24 protein-coding genes and 1 pseudogene are annotated in these 23,970 nt (G+C 70.2%); 15 read left to right on the plus strand and 10 right to left on the minus strand.

The features are described 5' to 3' along the window. Nucleotides 1-2 precede the first annotated feature (2 nt). From TR33_RS07355 to mnhG, 4 genes are read left to right on the plus strand one after another with little or no spacing between them, the layout of a single operon-like run. Nucleotides 3-1,661: a Na+/H+ antiporter subunit D gene (locus tag TR33_RS07355; RefSeq protein ID WP_187294558.1), complete on the plus strand. Its 1,659-nt coding sequence runs from the start codon at nt 3-5 to the stop codon at nt 1,659-1,661. Continuing rightward, nucleotides 1,658-2,269 (plus strand): Na+/H+ antiporter subunit E, encoded by a 612-nt coding sequence (locus TR33_RS07360; protein ID WP_014909047.1) that lies wholly within the window; start codon nt 1,658-1,660, stop codon nt 2,267-2,269. Before TR33_RS07355 ends, TR33_RS07360 begins: the two co-directional genes overlap by 4 nt. Beyond that, nucleotides 2,266-2,583 carry a monovalent cation/H+ antiporter complex subunit F gene (locus tag TR33_RS07365; protein ID WP_014911308.1) on the plus strand — a complete coding sequence of 106 codons (318 nt, stop codon included), beginning with the start codon at nt 2,266-2,268 and terminating at the stop codon, nt 2,581-2,583. Before TR33_RS07360 ends, TR33_RS07365 begins: the two co-directional genes overlap by 4 nt. Next, nucleotides 2,580-2,990 carry a monovalent cation/H(+) antiporter subunit G gene (gene mnhG, locus TR33_RS07370; RefSeq protein WP_042282322.1) on the plus strand — a complete coding sequence of 137 codons (411 nt, stop codon included), beginning with the start codon at nt 2,580-2,582 and terminating at the stop codon, nt 2,988-2,990. The genes TR33_RS07365 and mnhG overlap by 4 nt, the downstream gene beginning before the upstream one ends. Nucleotides 2,991-3,078: 88 nt before the next feature. Here mnhG and TR33_RS07375 read toward each other — a convergent pair whose 3' ends face one another. The 3 genes from TR33_RS07375 to TR33_RS07385 all read right to left on the minus strand — a co-directional run bounded on the left by TR33_RS07375 (nt 3,079) and on the right by TR33_RS07385 (nt 6,396). Further along, nucleotides 3,079-3,456 (minus strand): DUF779 domain-containing protein, encoded by a 378-nt coding sequence (locus tag TR33_RS07375; protein WP_026125005.1) that lies wholly within the window; start codon nt 3,454-3,456, stop codon nt 3,079-3,081. Continuing rightward, nucleotides 3,456-4,979: an acetaldehyde dehydrogenase ExaC gene (gene exaC, locus TR33_RS07380; RefSeq protein ID WP_042282323.1), complete on the minus strand. Its 1,524-nt coding sequence runs from the start codon at nt 4,977-4,979 to the stop codon at nt 3,456-3,458. Before exaC ends, TR33_RS07375 begins: the two co-directional genes overlap by 1 nt. A 112-nt stretch (nt 4,980-5,091) precedes the next feature. Next, entirely contained in the window at nt 5,092-6,396 is a 1,305-nt protein-coding gene (locus TR33_RS07385) for a GAF domain-containing protein (RefSeq protein WP_042282325.1), read from the minus strand. 440 nt (nt 6,397-6,836) lie between these two features. On the opposite strand from TR33_RS07385, the gene TR33_RS27390 reads away from it, so the two are divergent. Together TR33_RS27390 and TR33_RS07395 are read left to right on the plus strand one after the other, a co-directional pair. Continuing rightward, a complete protein-coding gene (locus tag TR33_RS27390) occupies nt 6,837-7,793 on the plus strand; it encodes a hypothetical protein (protein WP_042282327.1) in 957 nt (318 codons plus the stop codon). Between the two features lie 94 nt (nt 7,794-7,887). After that, nucleotides 7,888-8,544, plus strand: coding sequence for a hypothetical protein (locus TR33_RS07395; RefSeq protein WP_042282329.1), 657 nt, complete (start codon nt 7,888-7,890; stop codon nt 8,542-8,544). A gap of 55 nt (nt 8,545-8,599) precedes the next feature. On the opposite strand, the gene TR33_RS07400 is transcribed toward TR33_RS07395, so the two are convergent. Next, on the minus strand, nt 8,600-8,821 hold the full coding sequence (locus TR33_RS07400; protein WP_026125004.1) for a type II toxin-antitoxin system HicA family toxin: 222 nt from the start codon (nt 8,819-8,821) through the stop codon (nt 8,600-8,602). After that, nucleotides 8,818-9,051: a type II toxin-antitoxin system HicB family antitoxin gene (locus TR33_RS07405; RefSeq protein ID WP_014908519.1), complete on the minus strand. Its 234-nt coding sequence runs from the start codon at nt 9,049-9,051 to the stop codon at nt 8,818-8,820. The genes TR33_RS07400 and TR33_RS07405 overlap by 4 nt, the downstream gene beginning before the upstream one ends. A gap of 242 nt (nt 9,052-9,293) precedes the next feature. Here TR33_RS07405 and TR33_RS25925 point away from each other — a divergent pair. From TR33_RS25925 to TR33_RS07420, 4 genes and pseudogenes are all read left to right on the plus strand, one after another. Beyond that, a pseudogene (locus TR33_RS25925) lies at nt 9,294-10,268 on the plus strand (methyltransferase); the annotation flags it as partial. A 220-nt stretch (nt 10,269-10,488) separates the two neighbouring features. Then, nucleotides 10,489-11,667, plus strand: a complete 1,179-nt coding sequence (locus tag TR33_RS07410; RefSeq protein ID WP_017534563.1) for a beta-1,3-glucanase family protein — start codon at nt 10,489-10,491, stop codon at nt 11,665-11,667. Nucleotides 11,668-11,822: 155 nt separating this feature from the next. Beyond that, nucleotides 11,823-12,959, plus strand: coding sequence for a sensor histidine kinase (locus TR33_RS07415; protein WP_042282330.1), 1,137 nt, complete (start codon nt 11,823-11,825; stop codon nt 12,957-12,959). Continuing rightward, nucleotides 12,959-13,561 carry a response regulator gene (locus TR33_RS07420; RefSeq protein WP_042282333.1) on the plus strand — a complete coding sequence of 201 codons (603 nt, stop codon included), beginning with the start codon at nt 12,959-12,961 and terminating at the stop codon, nt 13,559-13,561. Before TR33_RS07415 ends, TR33_RS07420 begins: the two co-directional genes overlap by 1 nt. Nucleotides 13,562-13,581: 20 nt before the next feature. Here TR33_RS07420 and TR33_RS07425 read toward each other — a convergent pair whose 3' ends face one another. The 3 genes from TR33_RS07425 to TR33_RS07435 all read right to left on the minus strand — a co-directional run bounded on the left by TR33_RS07425 (nt 13,582) and on the right by TR33_RS07435 (nt 16,066). Further along, complete coding sequence (locus TR33_RS07425; protein ID WP_042282335.1) at nt 13,582-14,061, minus strand: hypothetical protein; 480 nt, start codon at nt 14,059-14,061, stop codon at nt 13,582-13,584. A 130-nt stretch (nt 14,062-14,191) separates the two neighbouring features. Beyond that, on the minus strand, nt 14,192-15,244 hold the full coding sequence (locus tag TR33_RS07430) for an enoyl-CoA hydratase/isomerase family protein (RefSeq protein WP_017534559.1): 1,053 nt from the start codon (nt 15,242-15,244) through the stop codon (nt 14,192-14,194). 228 nt (nt 15,245-15,472) lie between these two features. After that, nucleotides 15,473-16,066 (minus strand): TetR/AcrR family transcriptional regulator, encoded by a 594-nt coding sequence (locus TR33_RS07435; RefSeq protein WP_017534558.1) that lies wholly within the window; start codon nt 16,064-16,066, stop codon nt 15,473-15,475. Between the two features lie 495 nt (nt 16,067-16,561). Here TR33_RS07435 and TR33_RS07440 point away from each other — a divergent pair, with 495 nt between their 5' ends. After that, nucleotides 16,562-17,665 (plus strand): WD40/YVTN/BNR-like repeat-containing protein, encoded by a 1,104-nt coding sequence (locus tag TR33_RS07440; protein WP_042282625.1) that lies wholly within the window; start codon nt 16,562-16,564, stop codon nt 17,663-17,665. Between the two features lies 1 nt (nt 17,666). After that, complete coding sequence (locus TR33_RS07445) at nt 17,667-17,951, plus strand: MoaD/ThiS family protein (RefSeq protein WP_017534556.1); 285 nt, start codon at nt 17,667-17,669, stop codon at nt 17,949-17,951. 8 nt (nt 17,952-17,959) lie between these two features. On the opposite strand, the gene TR33_RS07450 is transcribed toward TR33_RS07445, so the two are convergent. Continuing rightward, nucleotides 17,960-19,204, minus strand: a complete 1,245-nt coding sequence (locus TR33_RS07450; RefSeq protein ID WP_042282339.1) for a DUF418 domain-containing protein — start codon at nt 19,202-19,204, stop codon at nt 17,960-17,962. Between the two features lie 137 nt (nt 19,205-19,341). On the opposite strand from TR33_RS07450, the gene TR33_RS07455 reads away from it, so the two are divergent. From TR33_RS07455 to TR33_RS07465, 3 genes are all read left to right on the plus strand, one after another. Next, nucleotides 19,342-20,559, plus strand: coding sequence for a sensor histidine kinase (locus TR33_RS07455; RefSeq protein ID WP_042282626.1), 1,218 nt, complete (start codon nt 19,342-19,344; stop codon nt 20,557-20,559). Further along, the gene (locus TR33_RS07460) at nt 20,556-21,206 is read left to right on the plus strand and encodes a response regulator (RefSeq protein WP_042282340.1); all 651 of its coding nucleotides are present in this window, start codon (nt 20,556-20,558) and stop codon (nt 21,204-21,206) included. Before TR33_RS07455 ends, TR33_RS07460 begins: the two co-directional genes overlap by 4 nt. Nucleotides 21,207-21,355: 149 nt before the next feature. Next, nucleotides 21,356-22,369, plus strand: a complete 1,014-nt coding sequence (locus TR33_RS07465) for a zinc-binding dehydrogenase (RefSeq protein WP_017534552.1) — start codon at nt 21,356-21,358, stop codon at nt 22,367-22,369. Between the two features lie 72 nt (nt 22,370-22,441). On the opposite strand, the gene TR33_RS07470 is transcribed toward TR33_RS07465, so the two are convergent. Next, nucleotides 22,442-23,908, minus strand: a complete 1,467-nt coding sequence (locus TR33_RS07470; RefSeq protein ID WP_026125002.1) for an SDR family NAD(P)-dependent oxidoreductase — start codon at nt 23,906-23,908, stop codon at nt 22,442-22,444. Between the last annotated feature and the right edge of the window lie 62 nt (nt 23,909-23,970).

A 23,970-nucleotide genomic window follows, 5' to 3' on the forward strand; every position in this document is an offset into this window, starting at 1 on the left:
CCATGGGATGGGACTACTTCGCCGGAATCATGCACTACCTCATCCCGCTGCCGGTGGTGCTGCCGCTCTTCGCGGCCGGGGTGAAACTCGCGCTGGGCATCCGCTGGCCCCGGGTCCAGCAGTGGCTGAGCGTCATCTCCCTGGCCCTGGTGCTGTTGATCGGTGCCGCCCTGATGGTGGGCGCCCACATGTTCGGTCCGCAGGTCGTGGCGGTCGGCGGCTGGGAGGCCCCGGTCGGCATCACCCTGGTGGCCGACCGGTTGTCCGCGCTGATGGTGACGGTCTCGGCCGCGGTCACCCTGGCCGTGCTGGTCTACTCGATCGGTCAGGGCATGGCGGGCAAGGCCGAGGTCGCGCCGCTCTCGGTGTACCAGCCGACCTACCTGATCCTGGTGGCCGGTGTCTCCAACGCCTTCCTCGCCGGTGACCTGTTCAACCTGTACGTCGGGTTCGAGATCCTGCTGACCGCGAGCTACGTGCTGCTGACCCTGGGCGGGACGCAGTCGCGGATGCGGGCGGGCGCCATCTACGTGGTGGTCTCGCTACTGTCCTCGGTCCTGTTCCTGATGGCGATCGCGCTGATCTTCGGCGCGACCGGCACGGTGAACATGGCCCAGCTCGGCGAGCGGCTTCCGGAGATCCACACGGAGCTACGGCTGGTCCTCGAGGTGATGCTCGTACTCGCCTTCGGCATCAAGGCGGCGGTGTTCCCGCTGGCCGCCTGGCTGCCGGACTCCTACCCGACGGCGCCGGCACCGGTGACGGCGGTGTTCGCCGGCCTGCTCACCAAGGTGGGCGTGTACGCGATCATCCGTGCCGAGACCCTCATGTTCCCCGGGACCCAGCTCAACACCATGCTGATGTGGGTCGCGCTGGCCACGATGATCATGGGCATCCTGGGCGCGGTGGCGCAGACCGACATCAAGCGTCTGCTGTCGTTCACCCTGATCAGCCACATCGGCTACATGGTGTTCGGCGTGGCCCTGGGAACGGAGCTCGGCCTGGCGGGCGCGGTGTTCTACATCGCCCACCACATCACCGTGCAGACCACGCTCTTCCTCATCACGGGACTGATCGAACGCAGGGGCGGATCCACGTCACTGGACCATCTGGGCGGTCTGGCCAAGATCGCGCCGCTGCTGGCCATCCTGTTCTTCATCCCGGCGATGAACCTGGGCGGCATCCCACCGTTGTCGGGCTTCCTCGGCAAGATCGGTCTGCTCCAGGCCGGTGTGGACGTCGGCACCCCGCTGGCCTACACCCTGGTCGGCGCCTCGGTGCTCACCAGCCTGCTGACCCTGTACGTCATCGCCCGGGTGTGGAACTACGCCTTCTGGCGGACCCCCTCCGAGGGCACGGTGGCCGAGCCGGGCACCGTCCTGGAGGACAGTGAGGACGACGACACCTCGACCGCGGCCCTGGGCCCGGGCGAGGCCGTCGGCCCGTCCTCCCGTCTGGGCGCCACCTCGACGGTGGACACCCCGGTGGTGACCTCCGTCGTCCTGCCCAAGAGCATGGTCGGCGCCACGGTGGCCCTGGTCGCCTTCGGTCTGGCCATGACGGTCTTCGCGGGGCCGCTCATCGCCTACTCCTCGGACTCCGCGGTCGAACTGTTGCAGCGCACGCCCTACATCGAGGCGGTTCTCGGAGGTTCCCAGTGAACGACCTGAAGACCCGGAAGAAGGCGGGGGTGAACGCTCTACGTCGACGTCTGGGCAAAGTACAGATCCCGGTCGCGCTCGGGATGACGCTGGTGTGGATGATGCTCTTCAAGGGCTTCCAGCTGCGTCCCGAGGCACTCGGTACAGCGGCCGTGGGGTTCCTGGTGTCCGTGGGCATCATGATGCTCTTCCCGCTGCCGCCCATCTCTCCCGGTTTCCGTTTCTGGCCCCTCCAGTGCGTCCGCCTGTTCTTCTACGTCCTCGGCAAGATGGTGGTCTCCAGCTTCCAGGTCACGGTCCAGGTGTTCCGCCCCGGCCCTCCGGTCAAGAGCTCCGTCGTGGCGGTGCGGCTGCGCACCGACGCCGACCTGATGCTGGTGTGCACCGCGATCACGGTGACGGTGATCCCCGGCAGTGTGATCATCGAGGTCGCCCAGCCGGAGAAGATCCTCTACGTCCACGTCCTGGGCGCCGAGGACGAGGAAGAGGCGGAGAAGGCCAAGGAGAACATCCACATGCTGGAGGAGCGCATCGTCCGGGCCCTGGGCACACGCGAGAACATCGCCGATCTGGAGGCCGCCCTGGCCGCCGGGAAGGGGAGCGCATGAACATCCTCTGGACCATCGTGGCGGTCCTCCTCGGTGCCGCCGCCCTGCTGGGCACGGCCCGTCTGCTGATCGGCCCCAGCATCCTGGACCGGGCCCTGTCCGTCGACGTGCTGCTGGCCTCGGCCCTGACGGGGCTGGGCGCCTACGCGGCCTTCAACCGTGACCCCACGGTGCTGCCCACCCTGCTCGTCCTGTCGATCCTGGGTTTCGTCGGTTCCATCAGCGTCTCCAAGTTCGTCGCCCGACGTCCCGAGGAGCACGCCGACAACCCCGTGGAACCCACTGAGGACTCCGGAGAGAGGAGGACGTCGTGAGCGATCAGCTCGTCACCGTCCTGGACTGGGCCGCGATCCTGTGTCTGCTGGCCGGTTCCCTGCTCTCCTTCGTCGCCGCGGTCGGCCTGATGCGCTTCCCCGACCTCTTGTCGCGCATGCACACCGCGGCCAAGCCGCAGATCCTGGGCATGCTGCTGGTGTTGGTGGGGATCGGGCTGCGGATGCTGCCCGTGGAGGAGACCGGCGTGTTCGACTTCGGCACGCTGATCCTGGTGGGCCTGTTCCAGGTGGTCACCGTCCCCGTCGCCGGTCACATCGCCGCGCGGGTGGGCTACCGCACCGGCCGGATCCGGCGTGATCTCGTGGTCACCGACGAACTGGCCGAACGTCTGGACTCCAAGCGCCGGGCGAACGAGGGCTCCGAGGCGGGCCCCGCCCAGGGCTGAGCCCCGAAGCCACGGAGGACACGGGCGGGCCCGTCGGGAGTACTCCCGACGGGCCCGCCCTTTCCCCTCTGGCATGGGACCTCGTCCATCACCCCCCGTCGTCCATCAACCGGGACCTGACCAGGAACCGTCTCCCGGTCGGAGACTCCAGCGAGAACCCCGAACCGCGCCCGGGGACCACGTCTATGGTCAGGTGGGTATGACGCCACAGCTCGAACTGGGAACGCGACATCCACACCGGCACCGGCTCGGGCAGACCGACCTCCAGGTGCCCGAGGAGCACGTCGGCGGAGCCGACGCGGAACTCCCCCGCCGGATAGCACATCGGCGCGCTGCCGTCGCAACAGCCACCGGACTGGTGGAACATCAGCGGACCGTGCTCGGCGTGGAGCTCCCGGATCAGGTCCGCGGCCTCGTCGGTGACCGCCACCCGCTCCACCGCCCCGTCCCCTTCCGGGGGCCGCATCAGAACAGCCCCATCGCCTGGTCCGAGTAGCTGACCAGAAGGTTCTTGGTCTGCTGGTAGTGGTCGAGCATCATCTTGTGGTTCTCCCGGCCGATCCCCGACTGCTTATAACCGCCGAAGGCCGCGTGCGCGGGGTAGGCGTGGTAGTTGTTCACCCACACCCGACCGGCCTGGATGTCGCGTCCGGCCCGGTAGGCGGTGTTGCCGTCCCGGGACCACACCCCCGCGCCGAGCCCGTACAGGGTGTCGTTGGCGATACCGATGGCGTCCGCGTAGTCGGCGAAACGGGACACCGACACCACCGGGCCGAAGATCTCCTCCTGGAAGATCCGCATCGTGTTCCGACCCTCGAAGACGGTCGGTGTGACGTAGTAGCCGCCGGCCAGGTCGCCCTCCATCTCGGCCCGCTCCCCGCCGGAGAGCACCTTCGCCCCCTCCTTGCGGCCGATGTCGATGTAGGACAGCACCTTCTCCAGCTGGTCGTTGCTCGCCTGCGCGCCGATCATGGTCTCGGTGTCCAACGGGTCCCCCTGCCGGATCCGACCGACCCGGGCCAGGGCGTCGGCCATGAAGCCGTCGTAGAGGGAGTCCTGGATCAACGCGCGCGAGGGACAGGTGCACACCTCGCCCTGGTTGAGGGCGAAGAGGGTGAAGCCCTCCAACGCCTTGTCGTAGAACGCGTCGCGTTCGGCCGCCACGTCGGCGAAGAAGAGGTTGGGGCTCTTGCCGCCCAACTCCAGGGTGACCGGGATGAGGTTCTCGGAGGCGTACTGCATGATCAGCCGCCCCGTGGTCGTCTCACCGGTGAAGGCGACCTTGCGCACGCGCGGGTTGGCCGCCAGCGGCTTGCCGGCCTCGACCCCGAACCCGTTGACGACGTTGACCACGCCGGGCGGCAGCAGGTCGGCGATGAGGTCGATCAGCACCATGATCGAGGTGGGCGTCTGCTCGGCGGGCTTGAGGACCACGGCGTTGCCCGCCGCCAGCGCGGGGGCGAGTTTCCAGACCGCCATGAGAATCGGGAAGTTCCACGGGATGATCTGGGCGACCACGCCCAAGGGCTCCTGGAAGTGGTACGCGACGGTGTCCCCGTCGATCTGGGAGGTGTGACCCTCCTGGGCCCGGATCGCGCCGGCGAAGTAGCGGAAATGGTCGATGGCCAGCGGGATGTCGGCGGCCAGCGCCTCGCGGACCGGCTTGCCGTTCTCCCAGGACTCGGCGACCGCGAGCCGCTCCAGGTTCTCCTCCATCCGATCGGCGATCCGGTTGAGGATCAGCGCCCGCTCCGCCGGCGAGGTGCGTCCCCAGGCCGGAGCGGCCGCGTGGGCGGCGTCGAGGGCGAGTTCGACGTCCTCGGCCCCGCTGCGGGCGGCCTCGGTGAAGACCCGTCCGGTGACGGGGGTGGGGTTCTCGAAGTAGCGTCCCCCCACCGGCGCGACCCACGCGCCGCCGATCCAGTTCTCGTAGCGCGACGCGTACTCGACGACGCTTCCGGGCGTGCCGGGCGGAGCGTAGATCGTCATGCGGTTGCCTCCTTCGATCCGGGCGCCGATGCTCGCGCACCGGCTCCGCGTGCCCACGGAACAAGAGGTCGTGACGCTAGTCACCCGGAGGTTGCGACCACGTTGCGCGCTCTCAGAGGCCGAGCCTGCGCAGCCGCCCCCGCAGGACCGCGTGACGTGGCGCGTCGGGTTCGACCGCACCGAGCGCCGCCTCGATCGCCCGGGGATCGTCCCGCCACTCGGGTCGCTCCACCCACTCCGCCAAGGCCCGGGGGTCGGCCCGCGCCGTGAGGACCTCGCACATCTCGGCGCGGAGTTCCTCACGCGCCTCGATCACCCCGGGCGCCTCGGAGCCGGGCAGGACGTGCCCCTCGTAGAGCTCGACGGCGCCCCGATCGTCGCCGTCGAGGAGGCACCGCCGTACCCGGTCGACGTCGGTGTCCAAGGGGTGGAGCAGGCGATAGGGCCGGGAGGCCAGCAGACCGGGTCCCAGCAGGCGACGGAGACGGGACATCTCCGCCCGGACCGTCACCGGGGCGACGCCCCGCTCGTGCAGCAGGGCGCCCAGAGCCTCACCGGTCAGCCCGCGCGGATGCCGGGTCAGCAGCAGGAGGATCTCCGAGTGACGCGCGCCGAGCTCGATCGGTCGCCCCTCCGTTTCGAGTCGCCCCCGGTCCCGACCGAGAACGCACAACCGGGTCGGGGGCGGGGCTGCGTTCGCTCCCGCGGGTCCCGCCTCGTCCCCGTACGGGGAGAGCCCGCTCCGGGCCGGCGAGGTCGAGCGTCGGACACGGATCTCCATCTCGGCGGCGGTCGCCGCCGCCCGGACCAGGGCCAACGCCTGCGGAGAGGCCAGATGATCGTCGCCGGTCAGGTCCAGGACCCCTAGAAGCTCCCCCGTGTCAGGATCGCGCAGAGGCGCCGCCGAACAGCTCCAATGCTGAACGCCCCGACTGAAGTGCTCACTGGCGAAGACCCTCACCTCGTGGCCGAGGGCGAGGGCGACCCCCGGGGCGTTGGTCCCGGCCGAGCGCTCGTGCCAGTTGGCGCCCTCCACGAAGTGCAGTTCCTCGCCTTTGGAGCGCAGGCCGTGGTCGCCCTCCACCCACAGCAGACGCCCCGACGCGTCCCCCACCGCGAGGAGCTGCGGCCCCGGAGCGTTCTCCAGGAGAAGACGCCTCAGCAGCGGCAGGGTCACGGCCAGAGGGTGGCGCTCACGATGACGGAGCAGGTGGGAGCCGGTGAGTTCGAGCGGCGGGAGGGTCCGGTCGGGGTCCACCCCGTGCAGGACGCTGCGCCGCCAGGACTCGCCCACCATGGGGCGCACGGCGTCTCCGAGGCGTCCGGAGCCGGTGAAGCGCTCGTGCGCGACGGCCACGTCCCGGCGCACGGTGTCGGGATCGGTCCCCCAGGACCACGCCTTCCATGAGCCCGCCATCGGCGTCCCTCCGTCACGGTCTCCCCGGACCCGATTGAAACCGCGCGGAGGGCATCTGACAAGGGGGTTCGGCCGGTTCTACCGGCGAGTCGCCCCGTTCTCTCCCCCTCTGTCCGAACCGCGTCTCATGGACGCGAAGGCCCGCGCCGGAGCGGCCGCGCGAAGCGTCGGGCTTCACCCGATTCACGCCCTGTCAGCGGATTCTGCGACACTGCGCACATGGCACATCCCCCTCCGCGACCACCCATGCCCCGAGGTCCCTCCCGGCGGGTGCCCGGACCCGAAGGATCCGGTACGTGGGCGCCTCCCCGTGCGCGGAGAGGCCTCGTCCCACTGCTTCCGCTCACGGCCGTCGTGGTCGGGGTCGTCACCGCGCCGCGGCGCAGGGCACCTCACGCGTAACGGCCCCCGAAACCCCGAACGACACGGAACGGCACCCGATGAACCACCCCCCTGAGTACCCGGCCATGTCCGAGACGCCGCCCGCTCCGCACGCCCCGTCCCCGGAACCGGATCCGAAGACCGTCCGGCCGAGCCGGCGCTGGTACTGGATCGGCGGCTCTCTCCTGCCTGCGGCCCTCCTCTTCACCGTCGTGGTGCTGACCCTCACCGAGTGGTACGACGTGCCGTTCTGGGTCGGTCTCATCTGCATCGTGCTCCTGGTCCTGGCGGTCCCCGCGAGCCTCGGCGTCGTCATCACGACGTACGCGGTCCGCGCCAATAGGATCTCGAGGGCACGGGCCGAGCGCGCACGCGTGATCAACGCGCCCCACGGGTACCCCTCCCCGATGGCTCCGCCCGTCGGCCCGCCCGTCCCCCGTACCCCGGCCATCCCCTCCGCCGACGTCCGGCCTCGGCGCCGTTGGTTCCTGTTGGCCCCGTTCTTCCCCCCGGTCCTCGTCGGTGTGGCGCTGCTCCTGCTCTCCCTGTTCGGGATGAACGCCTTCACCTCCACCGAGACGCCCGGTCCCCGGTCCGACGAGGTCGAGGGGTACGGCTCGACCACGTTCGTCGTCGACTCCGAGGACCTGGACTCACTGGGCCTCTACGTCTCCCCGCGCGACGCGGAGGAGGTCACCTGCTCGTTCGAGGAGTCCTACACCCTGATCCGCTTCGCCGAGCGGCCCGTCGGCCACAGCTGGGACGACCGACGGCTGATGTACTCGTTGGAGGTCTCCTCCCCCGGCGAGTACACGATGACCTGCCAGGGCCCCTCGGAGGCCTCGTACGTCGTCGCCGAGACGCGCACCGCCCACGAGGACGATCGCCGCGGCGCGACGACCTTCCTCGCCCTCATGGCCGGAGCCGGCCTGGGCGTGCTGGCGATGATCGCGACCGTCATCACCATCGGGGTCCGTCGAGGCACCTACAGGGAGCGGATGGCCCGCGGGGCCTGAGCCCCCGCCCGGCCCGGTGGAGACGCCCACGCGCAACGAAACCGGGCCGGCGGGCATCCCAAGGGGTATCGGTCGTCCAGCGAGGAGGAGCCCCGTGAGCGTTCCGTACCCCCCTGCGCAGGGGCCCTACGGCCCCGCGCCGATCCACATCGATCCGAAGGAACTACGTCCCGGACGCGTCTGGTACATCGTGGGCGCCCTGGTCCTGGTCTGCGCTTTCGTCACCGCCCTCGTCGGCTTCGTGTTCTCGATGTTCTCCACCGTGGCCCTGCCCGACTTCGAGGCCCGGGCGAACGCGGGCGAGGAGGTCGTCTTCACCGTCGACGAGACCGACTTCCAGCTCGGCCTCTACGCCTCTCCCACCGGCGACCAGGGCATGTGCTCGCTCATCCTGCCCGACGGCACCGAGGAGAGGTTCGGGTGGCCGGGCTACAGCCACTACGTGGAGGTCGGCGGCGAACGTTGGGAGCTGGTGGGCTCTCGAGGGATCGGTGAGGCCGGCGAGTACACCCTGACCTGCGAAGCGGAGCCCGGTGTCGACACGTTCGCGGTGGCCGACATCGGTGACGGCGGGGCCGGGTTCGCTCGAGGCCTGCTGTCCTCGTTCCTATGGGCGCTCGGCGCGCCGCTTCTGGGGATGGCGATCGGACTCCCGATCCTGATCGTCACGGGCACCCGCCGCAGCCGGCACAAGCGTCGTCTGATGACCGAACGCCGCCAGTGGCCCCACGGCGGTCCCCACCCCGCCTGAACCCGGTTCTTCTTCCGATCGGCCCCCGGAGCCGTGCGGATCGACGGCGGACCGCTCAGAGGAGCTTGCGGAGCTCGTCCGCCGTCAATCCGGCCTGCTTGAGGATCGAGACCGTGGTCCCCCTCTTGAGTTCCTTGTGCAGTGGCACGATCACCACACGAGAGTCTCTTCGAAGCTTCGCATGGTCACCCTTGGTCCGAACATGCTCGAAGCCGACCTTCCGAAGCGCGGCGACCACTTTGGCACCGGAGGAGATCGGTATGTGGGAAGGGCTCACGCAGGCAAGCGTATGTCGATCTCCGTCGCTTTACTGGCCGTTCGCTCCAAGTGGCGCACGGCTTCCTCATCGTCCTCGAAGTACAGTTCCAACGCTTCGGTGAGCGCGGCCAGCGCTTCCTGTTCCGTCTCCCCCTGGGAGGCGATCTCGACGTCCACCGCGCGAGCCACGTAGCCACCGGCATCGTGGTCGGGCGTCACCGTGACGGCCAGGTGCAGTGTGCGGTGCATGATGCCAGCGTAACCCCGACCACGTCGAAACGTGTTGGCATTCGTCGGCAACGGTCGCCGACCGCCGGTAGACGTTGCCGACATGGGAACCGACCACATGCCCTGGGCCCGCGGGCCGTCTCCGACCTCGACGCTCCGGGGGCCACGTCCGCGATAGGCCGGGGCCCCTTGTACTCGGAGGGCGGATTCCTGGGTAGGGCGTCATCGGAAACGACCGTGGACGAACCCGCACAGGGGGCCCGATGGACGGAACGAACGCGCGCGCCCGGACCGGTGAGGTCGACCCGAGAGAGGCGGCCGACCGTCTCTGGGCACTGGCCAGCCCGGTCACGCCGATGGCGATCCGCGCGATCGCGACGCTGCGGGTCGCCGACCATCTGAAGGACGGGCCGCGTACCGCCGCCGAACTCGGCGCCTCGGTGGGGGTCGACCCCGAGGGGCTGGCCCGGGTGCTGGGGTACCTGGTCCGTGAGGGCCTGTTCACGCGGGACGGCGACCGGTTCTCCCTCACCGAGGTGGGCGCGGCGCTCCGGTCCGACCACCCGCACTCCCGGCTCGGTTGGTTCACCGCCGACGGCGCGCACGGGCGGGCCGACCTGTGCCTGGCCGACCTGGCCGAGGCCCTGCGCAGCGGAGAGAGCGCCTACTCGCTGCGGTTCGACGGTTCGACGTTCTGGGCCGATCTGTCCGACGACCCCGCGCTGTCCCGTTCCTTCGACGAGCTGATGGCCTCCCGGATGGCCGACCTGGCCCGGACCCTGGTCGGACTGTACGACTGGGACGCCTTGGAGCACCTGGTGGACGTGGGCGGTGGCGACGGCACTCTGATGCGGGCGCTGTTGCGGCGCGCGCCGCGGTTGCGCGGGACCGTGGTGGATCTGGCCGGCCCGGTGGCTCTGGCGGGCGAGGCCTTTCGGGCCGCGGGCGTGGCCGACCGGGCCGACGCCGTCGAGGGCGACTTCTTCGAACCGCTGCCCGTCCACGGAGACGCCTACCTGTTGTGCTGGGTGCTGCACGACTGGGACGACGACGCGGCCGTCGAGATCCTGCGACGCTGCGCGGAGGCGGCCGGGGTCGGAGGTCGGGTACTGGTCGCCGAGTACGGCGACGAGGGCCGGAAGGGTCGTGGGAACCGGGTGAGCGAGCTGGACCTGCGCATGCTGGCCTATTTCAACGGGCGGGAGAGGGACACGCGCGCCCTGTCCGATCTGGCCTCGAAGGCGGGGCTCCGCCTCGTGTGGAGCGAAGAGGAGAACGGGGCCGCGCTGCTGGAGTTCACCCCCGAAGGGAGAGTGATCCGCGCCACACTTACACCTGTCACCACGGGTGACTCCACCGCCACACGAATCATCCCCCTTACCCCCATTGACGTGCGCTCGTGTTCCTGGCTCCATGGGGCCCACCTCTTCGAACCCGCTACTAGAGGAGAGAACGAACATGATCGACCGCAGGCTCTTCCTGGGTGGAGCGTCGCTCGCCGCCGCCACCCCCCTGCTGGGCGCCATCGCCGCCCCGGAGGGTTCCCGCCTCCTCCGACCCGCCTCCGCCACGACCAATCTGGGAGCGCTCCCGGTCAGCGTGACCAACGACAGCGGCCGCTACGGAGACGACGAGGTGCTGGTGTACATCGTCGGTACCGACCTGACCACGGGCCGGCACTGCCGGGTCGACGCGGACGGGACCCCGCACCCCGTGAGCCTCGACGACAACACCGACGACGGATACACGGACTACTCCATCCCCTTGGGCGCGCTGCCCGACGACATGACGCTCCCCTACATGTCCGGGCGGATCTACCTGGCGCTGGGCGGAAAGCTCGGGATCCGGATCGTCGAGGACGGCGACGGGAACCCCGCCCTGCAACTGCCCGCCGGTTGGGTGGAGGACGACGACGCCTTCGACGTCCTGCACGACACGGTGGAGTTCACGCACAACGAGGACGGGATGTTCTGCAACACCTCGATGGTGGACCAGTTCAGTGTCCCGATCGGTATCCGGCTGACCGGCGACGCCGACCAGAGCACCGGCTTCCTCCTGCCCGGCGGACGGGACGCGATCTTCGAGACCCTCTCCGCCGACCCCGTCTTCTCCCCGCTGGTCTTCGACGACCACCGTGTCATCGCCCCCGGTCACGCGCTCGACGTCGGACTCTTCCCGAACGACTACTTCGACCCCTACGTGGACCGCGTGTGGTCGCGCTACACGGACACCGACCTGAGGGTCACCACCAACGCGGGCACCTTCACCGGACGGGTCCAGGGCGACGAGCTGCTGTTCGACGGAGGCGTGGCCCCCATCCCCAGGCCGACCACGCGGGACGTGTTCTTCTGCGACGGGGCCCTGGCCGCCCCCAACGACGGGATCACCGGACCGGTCGCCGCCATCGTGGGCGCCGCGCTCAACCGTTCCACCCTGGCGGACATCGCCGAGCAGCCCACCGACGACCCGGCCGGGTTCTACCTGGACGAGATCGCCAACCACTACGCCGCCGTCTTCCACGAGCACACCGAGGACGGTAAGGCCTACGGGTTCGCCTTCGACGACGTGGCCGACTTCGCCTCCTACGTGCAGGACCACGCCCCCGCCGGCCTGGAGATCACCCTGACCCCGTTCTGATCGGATACCGCCCCGTCGTCCGCCCACGAGCGGGCGACGGGGTTCCGGTGTGACGTGGAGAGGCCCGGAACGATGACGCCACGTCACTGGTCGGCGCCCATCGGCGAGAGAATACTGAGGGTCGATCCCCGCAGTTCGACCGAGAAGAGCCGCACGTGACCACCGAGCCGGTCGAGACGACGCGGAGCCGTCTGCACGACCTGAACCTCCACATCGTCTCCGCCTCCCTCTCCTCGATGGGCGCCCTGCTGGCGGCCGTCGACGCCAAGACCTGGTGGCAGGCCCTTCTCCTGGCGATCGGGCTGACCGCGGCGCTGACGGCGGTCTCACGACGGACCGCGGGACGTCTCTCCGTCCTCCTGCCCTGCCTGATCGTCACCACGGCCCTCTGGTTCCTCGGGACGACGGTGGCGGACTCCCCGACGGCGGCCTACGGTTTCGCGATCGTGAGCGCGGTCGTCGCCTACCGGCTGCCGGCCCACCGGAGGGCGGTGACCCTGGGCGCGTTCCTCGTCCTCCTCCTGGGGATCGCGGTCCGACCGCTGTTCTCCGACGAGAGCCTCGTCGACCAGATGCTCGGTTATGTCGCCGTCCCCCTGAGCGTGGCCCTGACCGGGGTCATCATGGTCCACCTCAACCAGGTGATCTCCGAGCTCGTCACGGAACTGGACCGGGCCCGCGAGCATGAGGCGGAGCTGGCCGTGGCCCGGGAGAGGGTGCGGTTCGCCGGCGACCTGCACGACATTCAGGGCCACACACTGCACGTGGTGAAGTTGAAGACCACGCTGGCCCGCAGGCTGGTGCACGTCGACGCCGAGCGGGCGGAACGGGAACTGGAGGAGATCCACTCCCTGGTCGGCGACACCATCCTCCGTACCAGGGAGCTGGCCTACGCCCAACGTCGGCTCAACCTGTCCGTGGAGCTGGAGAACGCCAAGAACCTCTTCGAGGCGGCCGGGATCCGGGTGGAGGTCGACCGTGAGGGCGAGGTGGACGTACGGGCGGGCGAATCGCTCGGTCAGGTCCTCAGGGAGGCCACCACCAACATCCTCCGCCACTCCGAGGCCGAGCGGGTATGGATCTCACTGTCGGAGTCGGGGATCCGTGTGGTCAACGACGGTGCCGGTCCGGGCCCCCCTCCTGAGCTCGGCGGGCTCGCCGTCCTCAGGGAAAGGCTCATCGACCAAGGGGGCGAATTGACCGTGGAGCGCGAGGCCGGACGGTTCACGACGGCGGCCTCTCTCCCCCGACCGCTCTCCGACATCTCCGCGACGACCGAGAAGGACCGTTGATGACCACCGTCGTACTCGTCGACGACGAGGCCCTACTGCGCAAGGCGTTGGCCGCGCTGCTCCCCCTCGAAGGCGAGATCACCGTTCTCGCCGAGGCCGAGGACGGCGCGCGGGCCGTGGAGGCCACGCTCTCCCACCGGCCCGACGTGCTCGTCATCGACCTGGAGATGCCCGGGATCGATGGGCTGGGGGCGGTCGAGAGGATCCGTCGGGAGCTTCCGGACCAGGTGGTCCTCATGCTGACCCGGCATGCCAGGCCCGGTGTGCTCCGCAAGGCGTTGCGGCTGGGTGTCCGGGGGTTCGTCGGCAAATCCGCCGAACCGTCGCATATCGCCACCGTGATCGCGACCCTGCACGAAGGTCGCCGATGGATCGACCCGGAGGTGTCCGCGCTCGCCGTCATCGACGACTGCCCGTTGACCGAGCGCGAGATCGACGTGCTGCGGGAGACGGGCGAGGGGTACTCGGTGGCCGAGATCGCCGCCCGTCTCCATCTGGCCGAGGGCACGGTGCGCAACTACCTGTCGAACGCGATGAGCAAGACCCGGACGCGGACCCGGCACAAGGCGGCCCGGTACGCGCGCGAACACGACTGGCTCTGACCCCTCGGGAACCGGGAGGGTCAGACGGTGCCGCGGCGCGGGGTCGGGTACTCGGTCTCCCGGTACCAGTCCTCGGCCGAGGCGCTCTCGTTGAGCACCAGCACCACGATCATGAGGATGAGAAGAGGTGCGAAGTCCCCTCCGGAGAACAGGGCCAGAGCGGCGCCGACACAGCCGAAGACCGCCGTGATCCGTACGAGCAGGCGGGTTCGACGGCCGCCACGCCCCAGGGTCGAGGCCACGTAGAACTCGAAGGCGATCAGCTCCACGACGGCCATGAGGGAGGAGACGAAGGCACCCGTGTAGAGACCGGGATACCCCTCCGCCTGAAGCTCGGGGACGACGTCGAACACGGCCGTGTCCCACGTGACCCTCCAGACCTCCGAGCCGCTCGTCGGCCCCCACCCGGTCAGGACGGCGAGGAGACTCAGGACGCCCAAGGTCGATCGAATGTAGAGGATCACCTGGATCGCGGTGATGGTTCCGGGCCTGGGGGACATGGGGAGGTCCTCCTCCGCGCTGCTCTGGGCCGAGGCCCTTCGCCCCGGGAACGTACTCCCCTGTGACGGGCCCGAGGGGCGGCCGGTTCGGTACGGGGTCCGGGCGATCCTCCACCCGGACCCTCTCACGTCAGACCAGGCCCAGCGGTCCACTCGGCGCGGGCGCGAAGGCGCGCTCGACGTCGGCGTCGTCGACCTCGGCCAGCGTCGACGGCGTCCAGGCGGGGTTCCGGTCCTTGTCGACCACCTGGGCCCGGATGCCCTCGGCCATGTCCGGCCCGTTCAGGGCGGCGCAGGAGACCCGGTACTCCTGTTCCAGGACCTCCTCCAGGGACCCGGCCCGCCGGGCCCGTCGGAGCGCGGCCAGAGTGGTCTTCACCGAGGTCGGCGACCTGCTCTCGATGGTCGCGGCCGCCTCGGCGGCCTCCGGGGCGCCGTGGGCGCGCAACCGTGCGACGATCTCCTCGGCGTCGTCGGAGGCGTAGCAGGCGTCGATCCACTCCCGGTCGCGTTCCAGCGTGCCCGCCGCGGGCTCCTCGACGAAGCGGGCCACCACCTCGGCGATGGCGCTCTCGGAGTCGATGGCGGTGAGGGCGACCGCCAGTTCGGGCAGCCGCTCGGACGGCACGTGGTGATCGGCCAGGCCCACGTGGACGGCGTCGGCCGGGCCGACGGCGGTAGAGGTCAGGGCGAGGTGGGTGCCCAGTTCTCCGGGGGCGCGGGACAGCAGGTAGGTGCCGCCCACGTCCGGAACGAACCCGATGGTGGTCTCGGGCATGCCCACCTTGGAGCGCTCGGTGACCACACGAACGCCTCCGTGCGCGGAGACGCCGACACCGCCGCCCATGACCACACCGTCCATGAAGGCGATGTAGGGCTTGCCGTAGCGGGCGATCCGCGCGTTGAGCAGGTACTCGTCCCGCCAGAACCGCGCGGCGCGGTCGTCCCCGGCCAGAGCGCTGTCCCGCATGGCGCGGACGTCGCCGCCCGCGCACAGGCCGCGTTCACCGGCGCCGTCGATGAGCACCGCGACGACCGACCCGTCCTTCTCCCAGCCGTCGAGGGCGTCGGAGAGCATGAGGACCATCTCGTGGTCGAGGGCGTTGATGGCGCGGGGGCGGTTGAGCGTGGCGCGGGCCAGAGCGCCCTCGACCCGCAACAGCACCTTGGAGTCGTCGGTCATCGGGCGGCCCCGTCTCGTCCACGGACGATGGTCGGGTTCATACTCATGATCTCGTCGGTCCCTTCCGGATCTCGAACACACCCTCGGGTCGCGCACGATCCTCTCAGGGGCCGTCCCGTCGGGGCGGTCCGCCCCCGGAAGGTCGCCGCGGCTCCCCCGCCCGGCGCGTGAGCACGACGTACGACCCGCGACCACGGCCTCGTCCCCGGGGTCGCGGGTCCTCGTCGATCATCCTCCGAGAGAGCGCAGCAGCCCGTGGGCCTCCTCCACGTGTGCGGGGTGGGCCTCGGGGCTCTCGGCGAGTCTCATGGCGGTGAGTTCGCAGGCCATCGCCGTGTGGGCCGCCAGGACCGCGACCTTCTCGACCGCTCCGGCCTCGACCAGGGCTCCGGCCAGCCGTAGCGCCCGCTGTTGGCGGGTGAGCAGGTAACGGGATCTGAGGTCGACGCTCTCCCGGAGCAGCCGGGCCAGGACGGCCGAGTGCGCCGGAGAGAGCACGGCGTAGGGCTTGGTGACGGTGTCGGCCTCGCGGAGCAGGGCCAGTGCGGCCCCGAGGTCGGAGCCCAGGGGGCGACCCGCCTTGTCGCGCACGTAGGCGCACATGCGGTCCACCTCGTCGCACTCGTCGGCGAAGAGCACCTGTTGTTTGTCGCCGAAGTACCGGAAGAAGGTGGTCCGGCCGACCTCGGCCCGCTCGGCGATGGCCGCGACGGTCACGTTGTCGAATCCGTGTTCGGAGAAGAGTTGGAAGGCTGATGACACGATCATGGCCCGCGCCTTACGGCGTTTGCGCGCGTGGAGCGTGTCGGAGGGGTGTTGCATGAGGCGACCCTATCGATGGAACTCGGTACTTCTCGGTACGCGGGACCGACCATTGGGACGGTGGTCCCTAAACGGACGCGGAAGATCGAGGTGGCGGGAAATCGTCCGGGCTGTTCTAGGGATGGGATGCGTGCGGCACCCGAAGGCCTGGAGGATCTTCGGGGCACCGCTTGTTGGCCCGGGATTTTATTGCAAAGCGTTGGGAGACCGACAACCGCCTTCCGCTGAACGACGAAACCTCTGATCGGAAAGGGTTCCCCCCTGAGGGAAGTTATCCCTCCGGAGGGGTCTCTTTTCCGAGCGGCGCGAATAAACCACCTCGAGTAAATCGTTCGGGTTCCTAACTATTGACTTTTCCATGCGTCCGGAACCCGCCAACCAAGGACATATCTACACCTTCCGGACAGGCTCCCCCGGGGAACCACGGGTGAACGACCGGCGAATGTCACACCCCTGTGTCACAGTGGAGATCTAGGTCACATCATGGGGGGCGTGATGACGTATCTGCTGATCATCGGAACGCGCAAGGGCCTGTTCACCGCGCGCAGCGAGGATCGACGTTCGTGGGAGGTGCTCGGACCGCACCGGCTCGACGAGAACGACGACGCCGGAATGAGCCCGGTCTACACGGTCGGGATCGACCCGCACACGCACCGTCTGCTCGTGGGGACCGAGAGCTGGCACTTCGGCCCGAGCGTCTGGCACAGCGACGACCTCGGCCGCACCTGGACCGAGCCCGGCACCGCGCCGATCGCGTTCCCCGAGGACACCGACGCCTCCCTCGTCCGTGCCTGGCAGTTCGCCTGCGGCCCCGAGCCCGGAACCGTCTACGCGGGCGTGGAACCGCACGCCCTCTTCCGCTCCACCGACGGCGGCGACCACTTCACCCTGGTCCGCTCGCTCTGGGACCACCCGCACCGGGCCGAATGGTTCCCCGGCGCCGGAGGGGCAGCCATCCACACCGTCCTGCCCGGCGTCCTCGGCTCGGGCGAGCGCTTCCCCGAGGCCATCACCGTGGCCATGTCCACCGGAGGCGTCTACCAGAGCTCGGACGACGGGGAGAGCTGGGCGCCCACCAACCGGGGCATCTCCGCCGGGTTCCTCCCGGACCCCGAGCCCGAGTTCGGCCAGTGCGTGCACAAGGTGACCGTCGCGCCGGACGGTTCCTTCTACGCGCAGAACCACCACGGGGTCTATCGCAGCGCCTCCCCCGCCACCGAAGGGTGGCGGCCGATCGAGACGGGGCTGCCCACCGACTTCGGCTTCGCGATCGTCGCCCACCCGCATCGGGCGGAGTCGGCCTTCAACTTCCCCGTGGTCAGCCAGGAGGTGCACCTGCCACCGGAGAACCGGCTGCGCGCCTACCGCACCGACGACTCCGGGGAGAGCTGGCGGGCGATCGACGCCGGACTGCCCGAGGAGCCCTACTTCGGGATCGTGCTGCGCGACGCGGCCTGCACCGACGGGGCCGAGGTGCCCGGGTTCTACTTCGGGACCCGCAACGGCGACGTCTACGCCCTCACCGACGACGAGGAGCGCTGGCACCGTGTGGTCGCCCATCTGCCCGACGTGCTGTGCGTCCGGGCCGCGGAGGTGTGAGATGCGGGTGATCGTGCACCTGCCCGGTCTGTTGCGCTCCGACGCCGACGGGGCCGCCCACGTCCCGGTGGAGGTCGACGGCCCCGTGGCGTTGCGCGGGGTCCTGGACGCCCTGGTCGCGCGTCATCCGGGACTGGATCGCAGGATCCGGGACGAGCGTGGGCTGTTGCGCAGGTACGTGAACGTGTTCGTGGACGAGGACGAGTGCCGGACCATCGGTGGTCTGGACGCCCCCGTCCACGACGGTGCCGACGTACGCCTGCTGCCCTCCGTCGCCGGCGGCTAGGGAGTGTTCTAGGCCGCGGCTCCGGTGCCGCCCGCGCTCGGAGCGGACGCCACGGCCTCCGTCTCGGCCACGCCCGTCTCGCGCCGCCGCATCGGCATGGGACGCAGATGGACGAGGCTCCTCCAGACCCACTCCAGGGGGCCCAGCCGGAACCGGCCCAGCCACCAGCGCGCGACCAGGGCCATCACCACGAAGTAGGTCACGCCCAAGGCGTAGTGGGCGAGCGTCGGGAGCTGCCCCTCGAAGGGCTTCAACACCAGGAACACCGCCGTGCTCGCCAGGTAGACCGTGAGCGTCATCCGCCCCAGCGGGGTCAGCGCCCCCAGGGCCCGGGCGACCCGGCCGTCCCGGCGGACCAGCCACCACACCAGTCCCAGGTAGAACAGCGCCCCGCCCATACCGGTGAAGGTTCCGGAGAGGGAGGTCATCATCTGGGCGCCCGGCTCGATCACGGGCATGCCCTCGGGGGTCATGATCGGCACCCCGTCGGCGTCCATCCTCATCGGGAAGAGCAGGTCGGAGCCGAAGAGGACCACCAGACCCATGACCTGCATGAGAAGGCCCGACCAGATCATCCGGCCGATCAGCCGGGTCCGCCCGGCGAAGTCGGGGTCGAGTTCGGGACGGCGGGCCAGCCACACGCCCACGCAGAAGAAGCCGAGCGTCTGCGGCACCAGGACGATCAGGACGCCCAGGTCGGCGCCCCCGAGGTCCAGCCCGTACTCGAACAGGGGGGCGACGGCGAACAGGCCGACCGCGGTCCAGAGCGGGCGCGCGACCGACCCCCGCAGCAACAGCGGCATCAACGGAGCCAGGAACAACGCGGTGATCGAGTAGTGGGTGAGGATGTCACCGGAGAAGACCAACAGGTGCGGGACGCCGAAGAGCACCCCGAGGACCGCGTAGCGGCGCAGCATGAGCACCAGGGGACGGCCGCCCCGACGGGTGGCGGAACGCCAGGCCAGGACGGCGCCGATCCCGAGCAGCACCATGAGCATGGCCCGGGCCTTGCCGGACATGATCAGGGTCAGGACACCGTCCACGATCGAGGTGAGGGTCCCCGTCTCCCGTTCGCCGACCATCTCCGCCGTGAAGGCGACGGCGGTCACGTTCATCATGACCACGCCGATCATCGCCAGCGCTCGGGCGACGTCCAGGAACGCCACTCGTTCCGTCCGGGCCGGAGGGCGCGCGACCGCGCCCTCGTGTGTCGTCGTGTCCCCGTCCTGGGGGGAGCGGACCGCTTCGTTCATGGGACTCCTCCTCGTCTGCCCGACGAGCTTCGCTCGGCGAAGGTCCCGCGCACATCGACCGAACAGCGGAAAGGTCCGACACCCGCTAGTCCTTTCGGCGGATGTCGGCCCCGGCCCGGCGACCTAGTCTGGCCACCATGGCATTGAGCAGGTACCTTCCGTTCGACGCCCGGCCCGTCCTCGGAGCGCGCACGGGGGCGTTCCTGGTGTTCCTGGCCATGGCCGCGTTGTGGTCCCTGGATCTGAGGACGGTCCTGTCCTCGCGGCGGATCACCGACTGGATGGGGCCGCCGCACTCGGCCATGGACTTCGCCCCGGTGATCTCCGGCGCGGTGTGCGTCGTCCTCGTCCTCCTCGTGCTGTGGCCGCCTCGGGGGCACTGGACCACCTTCGTCGTCGGGGCCGCCGTCCCGCTGGTCGTCATCACGACCTCGGTTCTGCTGTGGCCGCTGCCCAAGGGCACCTTCGGCTATCCGATCGTCGCGTCCGAGGGCGTCGGCATGGTCGTGGCCGCGTCGCTGGTGGCCCTGCGCGGTCGGGTCTGGCAGATGCCGGTGGTGGCGACGCTGGTCTTCCTCGCGGTCTGCTCCGACTACCTGCGCGAGCCCTACGTCCTCGACGCGGAGAACGCCCTGCTCGTGGCCGTGCTCGGCCTGGCCCCCGGGCTGTACCTGCGCTGGCGCGCGGTCGACCGTGACGCCCGGGTCCGGCGGATCCGTGCCGAGGAACGGCTGGCCATCGCCCGTGATCTGCACGACGTGGTGGCGCACGAGGTGACCGGGATCGTGGTGCGGGTCCAGGCCCTGCGCCATGTGGCCGACCGCAGACCGGAGATGGTGCGGGAGGCCCTGCCGGAGATCGAGGAGGCGGGCGGCCGGGCGCTGGAGTCCATGCGCGGGATGGTCTCGCGGCTGCGCGGCCCCGAGGAGGCCCCGCTCGCCCCCGACCCGGCCGAGGGTCTGGCGGCCTTGGCCGCGCCGGCCTCGCCCGGCCGTCCTGAGGTATCGGTGCACGCGGACGCCGACGTCGCCGATCTGCCGGTGGAGGTGGGCACGGCGATCCTGCGTATCGCCCAGGAGTCGGTGACCAACGCCCTGCGCTACGCGCGCGGAGCGGATCGGGTCACCGTGGTGGTGGAGTCCGACGACGACACGGTCCTGCTCCGGATCACCGACGACGGTCGGGGAGGAGCACGGACCGGTGGGCCCTCCGGAGGCGGGCACGGTCTGGTCGGCATGGCCGAGCGCGCCCGCATCCTGGGCGGTACGTTGTCGGCCGGGCCCGACGGATTCGGGCAGGGCTGGACGGTGCGGGCGGAGATCCCCGTATCCGGAGAGAGGGAACGAACACGGTGACGATTCGGGTACTGCTCGCCGACGACCAGCAGATGGTCCGTACGGGGTTCCGTTACATGTTGGACGCCGAGGACGACATCGAGGTGGTGGGCGAGGCCGGGGACGGTGTCGAGGCCGTCCGGCTCGCCCGGGAGCTGCGTCCCGACGTGGTCCTCATGGACATCAGGATGCCGGGGATCGACGGGCTCTCGGCCACCCGTCGGCTGGCCGGGCCCGGTGTGGTCGACCCGTTGAAGGTGGTCGTGGTCACCACCTTCGACATGGACGAGTACGTGCACGCGGCGTTGACCGGGGGAGCCGTCGGCTTCCTCCTCAAGGACGCCGGACCCGCGCTGCTGATCGAGGCGGTGCGGGCCGCGGCCCGTGGGGACGCGCTGGTCTCTCCTCGAATCACGGTCCGGCTGCTCCGGCACTTCGCCGAGGCGGGGGCGCCGGCCCCGGCCCCGGACACGGGCGGGTTGACCCCGCGCGAGCTGGACATCGTGCGTTCGGTGGCTCAGGGTCGCACCAACACCGAGGTCGCCTCGGAGCTGTACGTCACCGTGAGCACGGTCAAGACGCATCTGGCCCGGGTCCAGGAGAAGCTGGGCGCGCGCAACCGTGTGGAGGTGGCCGCCTGGGCCTACCGCAACGGCCTCATGGCGTGAGCGGAGAGTCGTCCCGATCGGCCCGCTTGACGAAAAAGTAGGCGGGTTCTGACCCTTATCGCCCGTGTCGTCCACGTACCACCGAATACACGAAGCGTGATGATCGTGGTGGAGATCGTGCCGCCGATACGACTGTGAGGGAATGACCTATGGCCACCATGCGCGCGGCCCGGTTGAACATCACCGATCGGACCCTGAGCGTCACCGACGTCCCCCGTCCGACGCCGGGCCCCGGTCAGGTGCTCGTTCGTGTGAAGGCCGCCGGGGTGTGCCTGTCCGATGTCCACCTCATCGACGGCGGCCTGTCCCCGCTCTACCTGAAGGGCGACACGGTCACGCTCGGTCACGAGGTGGCCGGGGTCGTCGAGGAGACCGGACCGGACGTCACCGACGTCTCCGTCGGCGACCGGGTCGCGCTCCAGGCCGGCGAGCACGATCGCCGCGGCCGGGTGCTCACCCGAGGGGTGGACTACGACGGCGGGTGGGCCGAGTACGCGTTGGCGCGCGAGGACACGCTCGTGCCGATCCCCGACGATCTCCCCTTCGAGCAGGCGGCGATCATCCCGGACGCGGTCTCCACCCCTTGGGCGGCGGTCACCACCACCGGCGACGTGCGTCCCGCCGAGGCGGTGTGCGTGTGGGGCGTGGGCGGGCTGGGCGCCCACGCCGTCCAGTTGCTCCGTCTGGCCGGGGCCGCGCCGATCATCGCCGCCGACCCCGATGAACAGGCGCGTGAACGGGCGCTCGCCTTCGGCGCCGACGTGGCCCTGGACTCCACCTCGGCCGACTTCCTCACCAGGATCGGTCAGCTCACCCACGGTCGGGGGCTGGACGTCGCCTTCGACTTCGCCGGGGTGCCGATCGTCCGTGAACAGGCCGTCCAGGTGTTGGGGGAACACGGCCGTCTGGTGCTGGTGGGGCTGACCAACAAGCCGTTGGAGGTCCAGGACGGCACCCGCTTCAGCTATCTGAGGCAACAGGTCCTCGGCCACTACGGCTCCGAGGGCCGGGACGTCGTCCAGTTGGTCGACCTCGTACGCGCGGGCCGGCTGGACTTCTCCCGTTCCATCAGCGGGGTCTTCAGCCTGGAGCAGGCGCCCGAGGCCGTCGAACGCCTTCAGAACCGGGTCGGTTCCCCGGTCCGGCTGGTCCTTCGCCCCTGACCCGGATCGCACGACGCCGGCCGCCGCCGGAACCCTCCGGCGGCGGCCGCACCCGTGTGAGGGCCGGTCTCCCTACCAGTCGGCCGGGCGGTAGTCCTTGAGGAAGCAACCGTGCAGGTCCTCGCCCAGCTCGCCTCGGACGATGGGGTCGTAGACACGGGCCGCGCCGTCCTCCAGGTCCAGCGGGGCGTGGAAACCGGCCTCGGCCAGCCGCTTACGCTCCGGGTGCGGCCGCTCGTCGGTGATCCACCCGGTGTCGACGCTGGTCATGAGGATGCCGTCGCTCTCCAGCATCTCCTCGGAGCTGGTCCGGGTGAGCTGGTTCAGAGCGGACTTGGCCATGTTCGTGTGGGGGTGGCCCGGCCCCTTGTAGCCGCGGTTGAAGACGCCCTCCATCGCCGACACGTTGACGATGTAGGTACGACGGGCCGAGGAGGCCGCCAACGCCGGGCGCAACCGGTTGACCAGGAGGAAGGGCGCGCTCACGTTGCAGAGCTGCACCTCCAGCATCTCCACCGGGTCGATCTCTCCGGCCCTTCGGGTCCAGCTGTTGACCGGGGCCAGGTCGGGCACCAGGCCGCCCGCGTCGATCGCTCCTCCCGCGTGGGCCCGGTCCGGGTGGGCGGCGCCGGTGGTCAACGCCAGCGAGGTCAGCATCTCCGGGGTCAACGTGTGCGGGGCGACCCGGGCGATCTCCGTCTCGTCCGCGCTCTCCAGCGCCTGGGGGCGCACCCCACCGAGCACGAGGGGTTCGGGGAGCCCGGTCCCGGTCAGCGGCTCCGCCTCGGCCGCGATGAGCGGCGCGTAGGAGTCGGGAGAGCGCCGCACGGTCTGCGCGGCGTTGTTGATGAGGATGTCCAGTGGCCCCCGCTCCGCCACCGAGTCGGCCAGCCTCAGCACCTGGCCGGGGTCGCGCAGGTCCACGCCGATCACCCGCAGCCGGTGCAGCCACCGGTCGCTGTCGGGCATGGCGGCGAACCGGCGCACCGCGTCGTTGGGGAAGCGCGTGGTGATCGTGGTGTGGGCGCCGTCGCGCAGCAGCCTCAGGGCGATGTACATGCCGATCTTGGCCCGGCCACCGGTCAACAGGGCGTTGCGCCCGGTCAGGTCGGTCCTGGCGGCGCGACGTTCCCGGTTGAAGGCCGCGCACTCCGGACAGAGCTGATGGTAGAAGGCGTCGACCTCCTGATACTTCTGCTTGCAGATGTAACAGGGGCGGGCCTTGCGCAGGACCCCGGCCAGGGCCCCGGCGCTGCCGCTGGTCAGGGCACGACCGTTGGTCTCGTCGTCGATCCGGTCGGGTGCCGCCGTGGCCGTGGCCGCGAACACCGCCGCGTCGTGGACCTTTCGAGACTCCCTGCGTTCCCTGCGCCGCCGCTCCTTGAGGCTCTTGAACAGTCGGGCCGTGGCCCGCTGCAAGGTGATCGAGTCGGGGTGGTCGTCGGGCAGTTCCTCGGAGCTCGCCAACACCTCCAGGCACACCCGGAGTCTCTCCGGGTCGATACCCTCGACCGTCGTCCGCCCCACCGTCTCCGTCATCTCCGCACCCGTCGCCGTTCCCGAGCTCGTTCTCAGATCATCAGGAACCCTATGCGCAGGAA

The organism is Nocardiopsis alba (assembly GCF_000710955.1).
Lineage (GTDB): Bacteria > Actinomycetota > Actinomycetes > Streptosporangiales > Streptosporangiaceae > Nocardiopsis > Nocardiopsis alba.

What these genes read in the sequence shown, in the direction of transcription:
- TR33_RS07355 (WP_187294558.1), top strand. Translation starts at nt 3, where the DNA reads ATGGGATGGGACTACTTCGCCGGAATCATGCACTACCTCATCCCGCTG.
- TR33_RS07365 (WP_014911308.1), top strand. Translation starts at nt 2,266, where the DNA reads ATGAACATCCTCTGGACCATCGTGGCGGTCCTCCTCGGTGCCGCCGCC.
- TR33_RS07375 (WP_026125005.1), bottom strand. Translation starts at nt 3,456, where the DNA reads ATGCGGCCCCCGGAAGGGGACGGGGCGGTGGAGCGGGTGGCGGTCACC.
- exaC (WP_042282323.1), bottom strand. Translation starts at nt 4,979, where the DNA reads ATGACGATCTACGCTCCGCCCGGCACGCCCGGAAGCGTCGTCGAGTAC.
- TR33_RS07385 (WP_042282325.1), bottom strand. Translation starts at nt 6,396, where the DNA reads ATGGCGGGCTCATGGAAGGCGTGGTCCTGGGGGACCGATCCCGACACC.
- TR33_RS27390 (WP_042282327.1), top strand. Translation starts at nt 6,837, where the DNA reads ATGAACCACCCCCCTGAGTACCCGGCCATGTCCGAGACGCCGCCCGCT.
- TR33_RS07405 (WP_014908519.1), bottom strand. Translation starts at nt 9,051, where the DNA reads ATGCACCGCACACTGCACCTGGCCGTCACGGTGACGCCCGACCACGAT.
- TR33_RS07410 (WP_017534563.1), top strand. Translation starts at nt 10,489, where the DNA reads ATGATCGACCGCAGGCTCTTCCTGGGTGGAGCGTCGCTCGCCGCCGCC.
- TR33_RS07420 (WP_042282333.1), top strand. Translation starts at nt 12,959, where the DNA reads ATGACCACCGTCGTACTCGTCGACGACGAGGCCCTACTGCGCAAGGCG.
- TR33_RS07425 (WP_042282335.1), bottom strand. Translation starts at nt 14,061, where the DNA reads ATGTCCCCCAGGCCCGGAACCATCACCGCGATCCAGGTGATCCTCTAC.
- TR33_RS07430 (WP_017534559.1), bottom strand. Translation starts at nt 15,244, where the DNA reads ATGACCGACGACTCCAAGGTGCTGTTGCGGGTCGAGGGCGCTCTGGCC.
- TR33_RS07435 (WP_017534558.1), bottom strand. Translation starts at nt 16,066, where the DNA reads ATGCAACACCCCTCCGACACGCTCCACGCGCGCAAACGCCGTAAGGCG.
- TR33_RS07440 (WP_042282625.1), top strand. Translation starts at nt 16,562, where the DNA reads ATGACGTATCTGCTGATCATCGGAACGCGCAAGGGCCTGTTCACCGCG.
- TR33_RS07445 (WP_017534556.1), top strand. Translation starts at nt 17,667, where the DNA reads ATGCGGGTGATCGTGCACCTGCCCGGTCTGTTGCGCTCCGACGCCGAC.
- TR33_RS07450 (WP_042282339.1), bottom strand. Translation starts at nt 19,204, where the DNA reads ATGAACGAAGCGGTCCGCTCCCCCCAGGACGGGGACACGACGACACAC.
- TR33_RS07455 (WP_042282626.1), top strand. Translation starts at nt 19,342, where the DNA reads ATGGCATTGAGCAGGTACCTTCCGTTCGACGCCCGGCCCGTCCTCGGA.
- TR33_RS07465 (WP_017534552.1), top strand. Translation starts at nt 21,356, where the DNA reads ATGGCCACCATGCGCGCGGCCCGGTTGAACATCACCGATCGGACCCTG.
- TR33_RS07470 (WP_026125002.1), bottom strand. Translation starts at nt 23,908, where the DNA reads ATGACGGAGACGGTGGGGCGGACGACGGTCGAGGGTATCGACCCGGAG.